General features: G+C 65.1%; 11 protein-coding genes and 1 pseudogene. 7 read left to right on the top strand and 5 right to left on the bottom strand.

The features are described 5' to 3' along the window. Positions 1 to 1,734 (top strand): DNA/RNA helicase domain-containing protein (locus tag VGC18_RS01430; RefSeq protein ID WP_331093468.1); only part of this gene is annotated, 1,734 nt, incomplete at its 5' end. Between the two features lie 173 nt (positions 1,735 to 1,907). On the opposite strand, the gene VGC18_RS01425 is transcribed toward VGC18_RS01430, so the two are convergent. Both VGC18_RS01425 and VGC18_RS01420 read right to left on the bottom strand, forming a co-directional pair. After that, entirely contained in the window at positions 1,908 to 2,600 is a 693-nt protein-coding gene (locus tag VGC18_RS01425) for a helix-turn-helix transcriptional regulator (RefSeq protein WP_331093466.1), read from the bottom strand. A gap of 35 nt (positions 2,601 to 2,635) precedes the next feature. Continuing rightward, positions 2,636 to 3,004, bottom strand: coding sequence for a RidA family protein (locus VGC18_RS01420; RefSeq protein WP_331093464.1), 369 nt, complete (start codon positions 3,002 to 3,004; stop codon positions 2,636 to 2,638). A gap of 284 nt (positions 3,005 to 3,288) precedes the next feature. Here VGC18_RS01420 and VGC18_RS01415 point away from each other — a divergent pair, with 284 nt between their 5' ends. The 6 genes from VGC18_RS01415 to VGC18_RS01390 all read left to right on the top strand — a co-directional run bounded on the left by VGC18_RS01415 (position 3,289) and on the right by VGC18_RS01390 (position 9,541). Beyond that, positions 3,289 to 4,101, top strand: a complete 813-nt coding sequence (locus VGC18_RS01415) for a transporter substrate-binding domain-containing protein (protein WP_331093462.1) — start codon at positions 3,289 to 3,291, stop codon at positions 4,099 to 4,101. 84 nt (positions 4,102 to 4,185) lie between these two features. Then, entirely contained in the window at positions 4,186 to 4,857 is a 672-nt protein-coding gene (locus tag VGC18_RS01410) for an amino acid ABC transporter permease (protein ID WP_331093460.1), read from the top strand. A 40-nt stretch (positions 4,858 to 4,897) separates the two neighbouring features. Then, a complete protein-coding gene (locus tag VGC18_RS01405; RefSeq protein WP_331093458.1) occupies positions 4,898 to 5,647 on the top strand; it encodes an amino acid ABC transporter ATP-binding protein in 750 nt (249 codons plus the stop codon). 25 nt (positions 5,648 to 5,672) lie between these two features. Further along, positions 5,673 to 7,019 carry a Xaa-Pro peptidase family protein gene (locus VGC18_RS01400; RefSeq protein WP_331093455.1) on the top strand — a complete coding sequence of 449 codons (1,347 nt, stop codon included), beginning with the start codon at positions 5,673 to 5,675 and terminating at the stop codon, positions 7,017 to 7,019. After that, positions 7,016 to 7,729, top strand: coding sequence for a DUF1028 domain-containing protein (locus VGC18_RS01395; RefSeq protein ID WP_331093453.1), 714 nt, complete (start codon positions 7,016 to 7,018; stop codon positions 7,727 to 7,729). The genes VGC18_RS01400 and VGC18_RS01395 overlap by 4 nt, the downstream gene beginning before the upstream one ends. Before the next feature lie 333 nt (positions 7,730 to 8,062). Continuing rightward, positions 8,063 to 9,541, top strand: a complete 1,479-nt coding sequence (locus VGC18_RS01390) for a carboxylesterase/lipase family protein (RefSeq protein WP_331093451.1) — start codon at positions 8,063 to 8,065, stop codon at positions 9,539 to 9,541. Between the two features lie 62 nt (positions 9,542 to 9,603). Here VGC18_RS01390 and VGC18_RS01385 read toward each other — a convergent pair whose 3' ends face one another. The 3 genes and pseudogenes from VGC18_RS01385 to VGC18_RS01375 form a co-directional block, all read right to left on the bottom strand. After that, the gene (locus VGC18_RS01385; protein ID WP_331093449.1) at positions 9,604 to 10,836 is read right to left on the bottom strand and encodes an alpha-hydroxy acid oxidase; all 1,233 of its coding nucleotides are present in this window, start codon (positions 10,834 to 10,836) and stop codon (positions 9,604 to 9,606) included. A gap of 34 nt (positions 10,837 to 10,870) precedes the next feature. Beyond that, positions 10,871 to 12,907 (bottom strand): bifunctional aldolase/short-chain dehydrogenase, encoded by a 2,037-nt coding sequence (locus VGC18_RS01380; protein WP_331093447.1) that lies wholly within the window; start codon positions 12,905 to 12,907, stop codon positions 10,871 to 10,873. A gap of 46 nt (positions 12,908 to 12,953) precedes the next feature. Then, a pseudogene (locus tag VGC18_RS01375) lies at positions 12,954 to 13,157 on the bottom strand (rhamnose isomerase); the annotation flags it as partial.

The raw sequence follows: 13,157 nt of genomic DNA, 5'->3' as shown, positions 1-13,157 counted from the left end.
GAGATCCCTTTCGAAGCGGCCAGTATCCATGACTACCCGGATCCCACGGGGAAGCTGAGCAACTGGCCCGCGGTCTACGCGATCAACGATCGGCGAGACATCTACATCGGCGAGACCGGGAATGCTCTGCGCCGGATGACGCAGCACCGGCAGGACCCGAAGAAGCAACACCTCGACGTTGCGCGCATCCTGCTCGACGACACGTTCCACCGGTCCGCGTGCTACGACCTGGAATCACTGCTGATCCAGTGGTTCTACTCCGACGGAACCTATACGGTCATCAATGCGAACGACGGACACCGCAACGAGGAATACGCCGGCCGCGCGTCCTTCCAACCTCGCTTTCGCGAGATCTTCGAGGAACTCCAAAAGCGAGGTCTCTTCCAACGTTCGCTGCGCGAGATCGAGAACAGCGACTATTTCAAGCTCTCGCCCTTCAAATCGCTCGTCCCCGATCAAGAGCGGGCGATCCTCGAGATCCTGAAGGTCCTGTTCGAGGACATCGAAGCGGACCGGTCGACAACGATGGTCGTCTCGGGAAATCCCGGCACCGGAAAGACCGTCGTCGGTATCTCGTTGATCAAGACACTTCGAGACATCGAGGCATCACGCGGCGTCGATGACGCCGAGCAAGGGAACCCGATCTCGGACTTCTTTGCGCAAGGTTATCCCGAGTTGCTCAGGGGACTGCGGTTCGGAATCGTGGTCCCGCAGCAATCGCTCCGCACATCCATCACCAAGGTGTTCGATCGCGCACCGGGTCTCGACCGATCGATGGTGCTCACCGCCTACGACGTGGGAAAGGCCGCGGAGCCGTATGACGTTCTCGTCGTCGACGAGGCGCATCGCCTGAACCAGCGAGCGAACCAGTCATCGGGCTCCCTCAACGCAGCGTTCACGAGCATCAACGAACGACTCTTCGGAGAGGACTCCACGGAGTTCACCCAGCTCGACTGGATCCGTGCGCAGAGCAAGCACACCATCCTGCTGATGGACCCCGCGCAGAGCGTACGTCCCGCCGACCTCCCGCCCGAGGTCATCGGTGAGGTCGTCGGAGAGGCGAAGGCGAGCCACCACTTCTTCCCGCTGAAGACGCAGATGCGTGTCAAGGCGGGAGTTGACTACATCGGATTCGTGCGGGAGATGCTGGCCGGAGCACGACCGTCACGTCCGGATCTTGGGGAATACGAGTTCGCTCTGTTCGACGACATCGGAGCGATGGAGGCGCTGATTCGTGAACGCGATCGGGAGCATGGGCTCTCCAGGCTCGCCGCCGGGTACGCGTGGGAATGGGAGTCGGATCCGAAGAAGAAAGGCATGAAGCGCATCCCGCTTGCGGAGCGCCCTTACGACATCGAGATAGACGGACATCGTTGGCGCTGGAACTCCGCGGAGAAGGATTGGATCAATTCGCCGGATGCCCTCCAAGAAGTCGGTTCGATCCACACCGTGCAGGGATACGACCTCAACTATGCAGGTGTGATCATCGGACGCGACCTGCGTTTCGACGTGGCACGCGGCGAGATCCGCTTCGATCGGACCCAGTATCGAGACAAGAAGGGTTTCGAGAACAACCGCAAACGCGGCGTCGTCTACACCGACACCGACATCGAGCGGTACGTGAAGAACATCTATGCGGTGCTCCTCACCCGAGGAATCCGGGGAACGTACGTGTACGTGTGCGATGAGGCGCTTCGTGAGCACCTCCGCGCCTTCATTCCTGCCGCCGCGTAGCAACCGCCGCTCTCCTCGGTCCGAGTCCAGGTACCTCAGCTCTAGGGCCCCGAGATCTCGGGGCTTTGTGCTTGTCCGCGGCAGCCGAGACGTGAATGGTCAGGAATAGGCGTGGGTTCGTGTTGTCGGCTCGGCTTCAGCCTGACCGCGAATGCGCTTGCGCCGAGAGTCGGTTAGCGGATCTCGTTGAGGTAGTTGTAGATCGTGAACCGCGTCACGCCGAGGGCGGCAGCGGCGAGGTCGGCTGCCTCCCGGATGAGGAAATACCCGCTGCGCTGAAGCTCGGCCACCACGGCGACCTTCTGCTTCTTCGTCATCTCCTCGACGGGAACACCGACCGACTTGATCGATCGACGCAGCACGTCCTGGGAGAGGTTTTCCACGTTGTCGTGGAACACCGCCGTTTCTGCCTCGACCAGGGACCACGAACCGAGCATCGCATCCAGCGTCGACTTCGCCGCGATCACCTCGCGAACGTCTGTGTTCACACACAGGCCCACCAGTGGGCGGGTGCCCGAGCCGTAGAAGAAGATGGTCGACGAGCGGCAGATCACGCCCCCACCCAAATCGGTGCGGTACCCGATCAGCTGCGTCGACCGCTCCTTCTGCGCCATGACGACCAGACCCAGGTCGGTCGCCTCTCCGACCACGCGTCCGGTCAGTGAGTTCGCGATCGCAACGATCGAGCTGGGGGTATTGGTGAGGTCGTGCAGCACGACCTCGGTGCGATCGCCGAACATCGCCTGGAGCGGCTCGATCAGCGACAGGTATTTCTCGACGATTTCGTGCGCTTCCAGACGGTCGGTCTCGCCGTGCGCGGGGATCGCCGGCGCATCGTCGAGCTGGCGTTCCGTAACCTCTGACACTGGGGCCCTCCTGGCTGGTTCGGTCATACCGGGACCTAACGCTTGATGGCGGTTGCCGTCATTTCCACACGCATTCCCCGGGGAAGGCCTGCGACACCGATGGCGGTGCGGGTGGGCACGGCTCTCCCCACGAAGAATTTAGTCCACTCCACGTTCATTTGATCCCATTCGCGGATGTCGACGAGGTAGCAGGTCACCGCCACCAGGTCATCGACCCCCGCGCCGATCGTGGTCAGCAACTTCTCGATGTTGGCCAGGGCCTGCGCCGTCTCGGCTGTGATACCACCCTGCACGACCGCGCCATCGACGAGGCCACCCTGCCCGGCCACGTAGACCATCTCGCCGTCGCGGATGACGGGCGAGAACGGTCCCGGGGACTCGCCGCGGTCGATCTTTGTGCGCATGGGACGCCTTCCTGGTCAATGACGAGCTTCTTTGAGTATGTCGAATTTCAACACCACGTGCAATGAGCCGCTGGACCAAAATTCAACATACTGTTGTAGATTAATATCTATCATCTTCGATATTCCAATGATTCATTGCGTTTCCGAAATGTGTCGAATGTGTAAAATCAATCACACCGCGTTGAAGCGGATCAACAGTTTGTTTATGGTTGGCCTCATTCCATTTCCACACCCTGGAGGCTCCAATGATTCGCATTCGAAGGGCAGCCATAGCCGCCATCGCGGTGACAGCAGCAATCGCTCTCGCCGGCTGCGCCGGCACCACCGCCGCAGCCCCATCGGCAACGACCAGTTCCTCAACCAAGAGTTCGGCCACCGGCCTGCTGAAGAAGATCATCGACGACGGAACACTGACCGTGGGGATCGCGGCGAACCCGCCGTTCTCCTCACAGGCCGCGGACGGAACCTTCTCCGGGATTACTCCCACACTCTCCCGGGAATACGCGAAGTCGCTCGGTGTCAAGCTGAAGATCGTGCCCGTCACGACGACCGCGATGATCGCGGCATTGCAAACCGGCCAGGTCGAGATGCTCGCGATCGCCCTCTCTGCGACGCCGGAACGCAAGCTGGTGATCGACTTCGGCGCTCCGTTCTATGAGGGCGGCAACACCTGGGTCGTGGCGAAGAGCTCGAAGTACAAGACGGTCGATTCGCTCAACGATTCGGGCGTGACGATCGCCTACAACGCGTCGACCTTCCAGGCGACCGCGACCACAACGCACATGCCGGATGCCCAGACACGTCAACTGAGCAACGCGAGCTACGCCGATCTGATCGCGGAAGTCACCTCGGGGACGTCGACGGCCATCTCCGTGCCGAGTCTCATCGGCGGGGTCATCCCGCAGAAGTATCCAAACCTGCGCGCGGTCCCCGCGACAGCAGCCGGTGTGGATCCGACACCCGTCTCGTTCGGCCTTCCGCAGAACGAGCCGGCGCTGAAGGCCTCATTCGATGCGTTCATCAAGGCGAAGACCGCTGACGGAACCATCGACAAGCTCAAGAAGCAGTATCTGACGGTCAAGGCCATCCTCGGCTGAGGCTTCCCGGGGGAGGAACTCCTGTGCCCTCCCCCGGGAACCCACTCCACCACCGTCCGAACGGAGCAGCATGAACGGAGACGCATGAACGCGTACAACTGGGACTGGTCGATCCTCATCGCCCCCGAGACGCTGAAATCCCTGGGGCTCGGCATCGAGACCACCCTTCTGGTCTCCCTGATCTCCCTGGTCATCGGGACCACCCTCGGTTTCTTGATCGCTGCCGCCCGCATCGCACGGATCCCCGTTCTCGGCCAGATCATCTATGTGTACGTCGAGCTGTTCCGCACCACACCCGCGTTGGTACAGCTCATCTGGATCTTCTACGTCCTGCCGCTCATCCTCGGTGTGCACCTCACCCCGATGGTGGCGGGCGTCATCGCGCTGAGCCTCAACTCGTCGGCCTTCCTCTCGGAGGTATTCCGGGGTGGTCTCGCCTCGATCGATCGCGGACAGCACGATGCCTCATTCGTCCTCGGGCTCACGACCTGGCAGAAGTACACGGCGGTGCTCATCCCGCAGACGGTGCGCCGGGTGCTGCCCTCCGTCACCAACCAATTCGTCGCCCTTCTCAAGGAGTCGTCGCTGCTCTCGGTCATCGCGGTGACCGATTTGACCTACCTGTTCCAGGTGCAGGTCGCCGACACCTATCGCCCCCTCGAGCTCTACAGCGGGCTCGCCATCGCCTACTTCTGTGTGACCTATCCCTTGATCCTGGTGGTGAGATACATTGAGCGCCGATTCCCCATCCTCTAAGTCCAAGAGCCTCCTCCTCGACAGCGTCCCGGCTGTCGGCATGACAGCGACCGCAGTTCGCAAGTCCTTCGGATCCAAGGTGATCCTGGACGGTGTGAGCATCAGCGTGCCGCCGAGGTCGACCCACGTGATCATCGGGCCCTCTGGCGGCGGCAAGTCCACCCTGCTGCGAAGCCTCGCCGGCCTCGAGACCATCGACGCAGGCGAGATCCGCGTCGGTTCCGACGTGCTGCAGTCGGCAACGGACGGCGAGAGGGCTCCCAGGATGACGAGCGCGCAGATTCGTCTTCAACGTCGAGTCGGCATGGTCTCTCAGGGCTTCGATCTCTTTCCGCACAAACGCGCCATCGAGAACGTCGAGTTGCCCCTGCGCCTCGTGCTGCACCGCTCGAAGGACGAGGCTCGCGCCATTGCCGAACGGGAGCTTGCCGCGTTCGGTCTCGCCGACCACCAGGACAAACTGCCGGGCCAGCTTTCCGGCGGCCAAAAGCAGCGGGTCGCCATTGCGCGCGCCCTCGCGATGCGGCCCGGCGTCCTGCTGTTCGACGAACCGACCTCGGCACTCGACCCCGAACTCGTCGGCGGTGTCATCGCGATCATGAAAGAGCTGGCTCGCGAGGGGATGACCATGATCGTGGTCACCCACGAGATGCAGTTCGCCGCGGAAGCCGCGGACACGGTGACCTTCGTCTCGGAGGGACGTGTGGCGGAGTCCGGCCCCACGCTCCAGGTACTCCGTTCACCCGCCCAGGAGGCGACCAAGCGTTTCCTCTCCCGTCTCAACGGCTGAAACATCCCACAACAAGGAGCACACGATGTACACGATCAGAACCACTGACTACGACTTCAACGCTGCACTCGACATCATCGAACCGATGACGGCCGCGGATCTCGGACGGGAAATCACCGCGCCGAGGTGGTCTGACTTCGATGGCCCGGAGTATGCGCTGCGGTATGCGCGGCTTGCCGCTCTGATGAAGGCCGAGGGGATCCTCGGCACGATCTTCACGCAGGAGGAGAACGTGCGGTACTTCACCGGCTACCTCAGCGTGCTGTGGATCTCACGCTTCCGCCCGGTGATCACCGCGTTCTCCGCCGACACGGCGAAAGACACCTCACTGCTCGTCACCGCCCAGGAATTCGCCAACGCGTCCGGCACGGCGTGGGTCGATGCCCCCAGGGCGTTCTCGCCTCAGGTCGCGCCGATCCCGTTCGCGGCGCAGATGATCCGCGACATCATCGGCGACTCGGGCAAGATCGGGATCGAACTCGGCTTCGGCCAGCGCCTCGGCATGAACATCGAGCAGTTCACCCAACTGCAGGATGAACTCCCCGGCGTGGAGTTCGTCGACATCACTCCGCTTGCGGAGGCAGTGCGAATGCTGAAGTCCGAAGCCGAGATCGATCGCATCCGGTTCGCCGCGGAGATCTCGACCGCCGCCGTGAAGACCACCTGGGAGTCGCTCAAGCTGGGAATGACCGAGCGTGACGTCGCCGTGTCGCTCGGCACCGAGATGTACGGCGCCGGTGCCGAGGTCAGCAGCACCAAGCAGTCGGTATGGGGCGTCATGGCGGGAAAGCGCATCCGTCACGCCAACGCGGTCGCGGATGACACCGAGCCTCTCGTGGTCGGCGATCGGATCCTCATCGACGGCGGCGCGACCTACAAGGGCTACGTGACCGACTTCATCCGCACCGCCTCGTACGGTCCGGTGAACGAGATCACCGCGAAGTGGTACGACATCTCACACGCGGCGAACAGCGCGGCCTTGGCCGCGATCCGTCCTGGAGCGATCGCGAGAGACGTCTACGAGGCCGCCATCGACGTGTTCCGCGCCCACGGGCTCGAAGCGTACAACGCGACGACGATCATCGGCCACGGTATCGGCGCCGATATCCACGAGCTCCCGTGGCTCGGAGCCGAGGGTGTCTACACCTCGGAGACCCGGCTGCGCGCAGGCATGGTGCTGTCCATCGAACCCGTTCTCGGGATTCGTCTGGGTGCCACGGCCCCGACCGACGAGGAGAGGCTGTTGCCGGAAGGCATCATGATCGTCGAGGAGATGGTCGTCGTGCGGGAGGGCGGCGTCGAACTGCTGACCGGCGGCGTGACCCCCGAGATCTGGGTCGTGCCGGTAGAGGAAACCGAGCACGCACAGTGACCTTCGCCACCATCGCTCGCTGCCCGCGCACCCACAAGCTGGGAGTGGGCATCGCCACCCATGCCCCCGCGGTCGGCAACCGATGCCCGATCGTGCGGCCCGGCATGGGAGCGGCGAGCGTGCAGCTCATCGCCGACCCGCGCCAGACCCTGCTGGTCGGCCGGCTCCTCGACCTCGGATATTCCGCCCAGAAAGTCCTGGCCGAGGTGGTGTCGAGCGATCCGTTCATCCATCGCCGACAGATCGGCATCGTCGACTCCTACGGCAACACGGCCGCCTTCAGCGCCCCGCTGGAGGGAATGCACAGCCTCCATGTCGAGGGTGATGGATTCGTCAGCATGGGTAATGGCGTGGTATCTGAGGCGGTCGTGCAGGAGATGGCGGCCTCGATGACGGAGACAGCGGACTGGGAGCTGAGCGATCGCCTGATGGCGTCGCTGGAGGCCGCGGTCGCTGCGGGCGGACAATCCGAGGGCCAATTCTCGGGGGCGCTCCTCGTCTTCGGTGATGAACCGTTCGCCGAACTGGATCTCCGTGTCGATTACCACGAAGGCGCGGTGACCGAGCTGCGGCGTATCTTCGACTGGTTCCGGCCGCTGATTCCGTACTATCTCGAGCGACCATATGACCCTTACCTGGAACGCGAGGATCGGTGGCGGAGTGCCGTGTTGGCGAAAGCTGCAGAGGCTACTGAGCACAAATCAGTCTGACCATGCGTGAACCAGAAGATCGCCGCCGCGCATGCCGGCCCGGTCTCGCCACGCCGTGTCCGCCCGTCGAGAGGACACGATCGGCACCGCCATCGTGACGCTCACGACCTTCGTGGGCAAGGAGGAGCTGCGCGAGACGATTGCCTTCGAGCTGGAACCCGGGCAATCACTGGTCGTCTGGCGATCGCGTCGTCATCCATGCCAGCGGTCTGCCCGAGGGATACGACCCCGCCCGGCTCAGCGTGAACGGCTACCCTGGCAGCGCGACTCCGCGCAGCCGGGGCGACCGACAACAGGATGTCGTGCAGAGGGAAATGAAAGGCGGAGACGATCGTGACGGACAAGCCGGAGAGAACCACTGTGAGGGCGCCCATCGGCGAGATCTGTGGTCGCGTTGACGAAAGCGGAGTGCGCCGGTTCCTCGGCATCCCGTACGCGGAACCACCACTCGGCGAACGACGGTTCCGGCCGCCTGTAGCACGCTCGCCCTTCGCCGAGACTTACGATGCCGCGGATTACGGACCGACTGCGCCGCAACTCGAGGGCGCTGGAGCGTTCGGCGAGATCCTTCCCAATCGTGTCGCGCCCGGCGAGGACTACCTCAATCTCAATGTCTGGGCGCCGCCGGATGGCTCCGCTCACGCGGTGATGGTGTTCATCCACGGTGGCGGGTGGTGGAGCGGCTCGGGCTCCGTGAGCGCCTATGACGGCACGCGCTTCGCCCGCGACGGTGTCGTGCTGGTCACGCTCAACTATCGCCTGGGTGCCGAGGGCATGGTCTGGTTTGGTGACGGTCCCGCGAACGTCTCCTTGCTCGACCAGATCTGCGCCCTGCAGTGGGTACACGACAACATTGCTGCGTTCGGCGGCGACCCCGAACAGGTCACGGTGTTCGGGGAGTCCTCGGGCGGCATGAGCATCGGCGCGCTGCTCGCGATGCCCGCCGCCCGCGGCCTCTTTCGCCGGGCCATCATGCAGTCTGGATCGACCTTTCACTCCATCAGCGCCGGTTCCGCGCACAAGGTTGCCACCGCGCTGGCGCGGATGCTTCATGTCAACCCGTCGCTGGAGGCGATCGGGCACGTGCCGAGCGATGAGGTTCTGGCAGCGCAGAAGCAGTTATTAGCCGCCGTGCAGCGGAAGCCGTCGAAGGCCCGCTGGGGGGATGTCGCCCGCAACGGACTGCCCTTCGAACCCATCGTGGACGGCGACTCACTGCCAGCCCGTCCGATCGATGCGGTCGCAGCGGGTGTCGCATCCGATGTCGATCTGCTCGTGGGCTGGAACGCCGAGGAGACCCGTCTCGCGCTGGCGCCGACCGGAGTCAACACAGTGCGCTGGTCTCTGTTCTGGCTGCTGGCCTGGAAATCACGCATCCCGCTGCGTGTGGCGCGCGCCTACCGGAAGGCGTACGGGCATCCGGCTGACGCTGCGGTGGCGATGACGACGGACTGGATCTACCGCATCCCCGCAATCCGCACCGCCGAGGCTCATGGGCGCAGCCACCTGTACGAATTCGCCTGGCGGTCACCCGCTTTCGGCGGAGAACTCGGAGCATGCCACGCCGCAGAGTTGCCCTTCGTCTTCGACACTCTCGATGATCCCGGATGGCGCATGCTTCTCGGCGACGCCGCGTCCCCCGCCCTCGCACGCGAGATGCACGACGCATGGATACGGTTCGCCCGGACTGGTGACCCGGGATGGGCCCCGTACACCGCAGACGCGCGTCAGGTGCGCCGGTTCGACACAAAGAGCGCCACCCTGGACGACCCGGATCGTGCCACGCGCATCCCCTGGGATGGTGTGCGCTGAGGATCTGGGGGGAAAATCCGCCGGTTCGCACCGACGAACGCTTATTGTCGGCGCCCCGGCAATCACGCCCGCGGCGCGAGCCGCTGCAGCTGGGTGACGTGGCCGGGCTCGAGCTCGGCGAGGTCCTTCACGCCGAGCAGGCGCATGGTGCGGGTGATCTGGTCGGCGAGGATCGTGATCGTGCGATCGACGCCCTCGCGTCCGCCCGCCATGAGGCCGTAGAGGTAGGCGCGACCGATCATGGTGAACCGTGCGCCGAGCGCGATCGCCGCGACGATGTCGGCCCCGGATCGGATGCCCGTGTCGAGGTGGATCTCGGCGTCCATGCCCACCTCGCGCACGACCTCGGGGAGGAGATGGAACGGGATGGGTGCCCGGTCGAGCTGGCGGCCGCCGTGGTTGGAGAGCGTGATGCCGTCGACGCCCAGGGACGCGAGCTTCTTCGCATCCTCGAGATTCTGCACCCCCTTGACCACGAGCGTTCCCGGCCACTGCGACTTGATCCAGGCCAGATCCTCGAAGGTGACCGTTGGGTCGAACATGGTATCGAGCAGCTCGCCGACGGTGCCGCTCCAGCGGTCCAGCGAGGCGAAGGCGAGAGGCTCGGTGGTGAGGAAATTGATCCACCATTCTGGCCGGGGGATGGCGTTGAGCACGGTGCCGAGGGTCAGCTGTGGCGGAATGGAGAAACCGTTGCGCTTGTCTCGCAGGCGAGCGCCGGCGACCGGGACGTCGACCGTCACCAGTAGGGTGTCGAAGCCGGCCTTCGCGGCCCGGTCGACCAGGGCCATGGAGCGCTCGCGGTCCTTCCACATGTAGAGCTGGAACCAGTTGCGTCCGTCCGGATTCGCCGCCTTGACGTCTTCGATGGCGGTGGTGCCCATGGTCGAGAGGGCGAACGGGATGCCCGCTGCGGCCGCCGCGGATGCTCCGGCGATCTCTCCCTCGGCGTTCATCATCCGGGTGAATCCCGTCGGCGCGATCCCGAACGGCAGGGCGACGGTGGCGCCGAGCACCGTCGACGAGGTATCGACGACGGAGACGTCCCTGAGGATGCCGGGATTGAACTGGATGTCCTCGAACGCCTGACGCGCGCGGCCCATCGAGATCTCCGCCTCCGCACCGCCCTCCGTGTAGTCGAAGGGGGCCTTCGGCGTCCGGCGCTGCGCGATCCTGCGCAGGTCGTCGATGGTGAGCGCGGCCTCCAGCCGCCGCCGCTTGGCGTTCCATTGCGGGGCCTTGAAGCGCATCAGCGGCGCGAGGTCGCGCGGTCGGGGGAAACGTCTCTCTAGCATGTGGGCCTCGGATTCTCTGTCGGTCGGGGATCTCTCATCGGAGGAAGGCGGCGGCGACGCCGGCGTCCACGGGGATGTGCGTCCCCGTCGTGTGGCTGAGGTCGCTGGTGCACAGCACGAACACCGCGTTCGCCACGTTCTCCGGCAGCACCTCCCGCTTGAGCAGGGTTCTCTGGGCGTAGTACTTGCCCAGGTCCTCCTCAGGAACGCCGTAGACGGCGGCGCGCTTCGCCCCCCAGCCCCCGGCGAAGATCCCGGAGCCGCGGACCACCCCGTCGGGATTGATCCCGTTGACCCTGATCCCGTGTTCGCCGAGCTCGGCGGCGAGCAGGCGCACCTGATGCGCCTGATCCGCCTTGGTGGCCGAATAGGCCACGTTGTTCGGGCCGGCGAAGACGGAGTTCTTCGACGAGATGTAGACGATGTCCCCGCCGAGACGTTGGTCGATGAGGGCCTTCGCCGCCGCCCGGGAGACGAGGAAGGAGCCCTTCGCCATGACGTTGTGCTGCAGATCCCAGTCAGCGACCGTGGTCTCCAGCAGCGACTTGGACAGCGACAGGCCCGCGTTGTTGACGACCAGGTCGATGCCGCCGAAGGCCAGCAGGGTGGCGTCCACCGCTGCCTGCACCTGGGCCTCGTCGGTGACGTCCGCCTGGAGGCCGATGGCGACGTCCGTCGATCCGAGTCCGCTCGCGGCATCCTGTGCCTTCGCGAGGTCGAGGTCGGCGATCACGACGCAGGAGCCCTCCGCCGCGAGACGGGTCGCGATCGCCTTGCCGATGCCGGATGCGGCGCCCGTGACGAGCGCGATTCGACCGGCGAGCGGTCGGGGCTTCGGCCGGCGCCGCAGTTTGGCCTCCTCGAGGGACCAGTATTCGATACGGAACTTCTCCGCCTCGTCGATCGGCGAGTAGCTGGAGATCGCCTCGGCTCCCCGCATGACGTTGATGGCGTTGACGTAGAACTCGCCGGCGACCCTGGCCGTCTGCCTGTCCGGGCCGTAGCTGAACATCCCGACGCCGGGGATGAGGACGATGGCCGGATCGGCGCCGCGGATCGCGGGCGAGTCTTCCTCGGCGTGCCGGTCGTAGTACGCCTGGTACTCGACCCGGTAGTCGGCGATCAGCTCGTCGAGACGGGCGACGGACTCCTCGACGGATGCCGTCCCCGGCAGGTCGAGCAGGAGCGGCTTCACCTTGGTCCGCAGGAAGTGGTCGGGACAGCTGGTGCCGAGGGCCGCGAGCCGCGGATGCTCAGAGGCGGCGAGGAAGTCGAGGACCACGGCGGCGTCGGTGAAGCAGCCGACCTGCGGCCGGTCGTTCGAGACGAGGCCACGGAGGTGCGCCGCGATCGCGGCTGCCTTCGCCCGGCGCTGGTCGGCGGGTAGCGGCTCGTACCCGGGCAGCGGTGTCCCGAGGGGGTTCGCGCGTCCGTGCTCGGCGATGTACTCCGCCGCGGTGTGGATGATCCACAGGCTGTTCGCCTCGGCCTCGTCGCTCGTGTCGCCCCACGCGGTGATGCCGTGACCGCCCAGGATGCAGCCGATGGCCTCCGGATGCTCGCGCTGGAGGGCGGCGACGTCGAGCGCCAGCTGGAAGCCCGGCCTCCGCCAGGGCACCCACAGCACCCGGCCGCCGAACGCCGCCGCCGTGAGCGCTTCGCCGTCGACCGCGGTGGCGAAGGCGATCCCGACGTCGGGGTGCAGGTGGTCGACATGGGTCGCATCGACGAGCGCGTGCATCATGGTGTCGATGGACGGCGCGACGGCGCTTCGTCCGTGCAGCGTGTAGTCGAATGCCGCGACCATCTCGTCTTCGTGCTCCACGCCGGGGTAGACGTCGACGAGGGCGCGCAGTCGGTCGAGACGCAGGACCACGAGACCGTCCTCGGTGAGGGTGCCGAGGTCGCCGCCGGAGCCCTTCACCCACAGCAGCTCGACCTGTTCCTGGGTGACCGGATCGATCGCGACGCCCTTCGCGGAGGTGTTGCCCCCGGCGTAGTTCGTGACTGTCGGATCCGATCCGAGCCTGTTGGATCGAGCGATGAGTTCTTCTACCGTGGTCGTGGTCATGTCCTGATTCCCGTTTCAGTGATGGAGCCGGCTGTTCTCCGTGCGGTTATGCGCCCCATCCGGTTGGTTGTCCGGTGGTGCGTTGGGTGGTGATGGTGTGGGGGTAGGTGGAGGTGGTGTAGGCGGTGGTGGGGTTTTCGGGGAGTCCGTGGGTGGTGCGCCAGTGGGCGAGGTCGGGTCGGACGTCGGTGTAGAAGGCGTCCATGAGGATGGTGTTGGCGGTGAGGACGTCGCCGGTGTTTTGGGCGTG

Origin of the sequence: Lacisediminihabitans sp., from assembly GCF_036404185.1 — a bacterium.
Classification (GTDB): Bacteria; Actinomycetota; Actinomycetes; order Actinomycetales; family Microbacteriaceae; genus Lacisediminihabitans.
The sequence above is the reverse complement of the archived record's forward strand: the minus strand, read 5'-3'. Positions and strand labels throughout refer to the sequence as shown.

What these genes read in the sequence shown, in the direction of transcription:
- VGC18_RS01405 (WP_331093458.1), top strand. Translation starts at nt 4,898, where the DNA reads ATGACAGCGACCGCAGTTCGCAAGTCCTTCGGATCCAAGGTGATCCTG.
- VGC18_RS01380 (WP_331093447.1), bottom strand. Translation starts at nt 12,907, where the DNA reads ATGACCACGACCACGGTAGAAGAACTCATCGCTCGATCCAACAGGCTC.
- VGC18_RS01410 (WP_331093460.1), top strand. Translation starts at nt 4,186, where the DNA reads ATGAACGCGTACAACTGGGACTGGTCGATCCTCATCGCCCCCGAGACG.
- VGC18_RS01400 (WP_331093455.1), top strand. Translation starts at nt 5,673, where the DNA reads ATGTACACGATCAGAACCACTGACTACGACTTCAACGCTGCACTCGAC.
- VGC18_RS01420 (WP_331093464.1), bottom strand. Translation starts at nt 3,004, where the DNA reads ATGCGCACAAAGATCGACCGCGGCGAGTCCCCGGGACCGTTCTCGCCC.
- VGC18_RS01385 (WP_331093449.1), bottom strand. Translation starts at nt 10,836, where the DNA reads ATGCTAGAGAGACGTTTCCCCCGACCGCGCGACCTCGCGCCGCTGATG.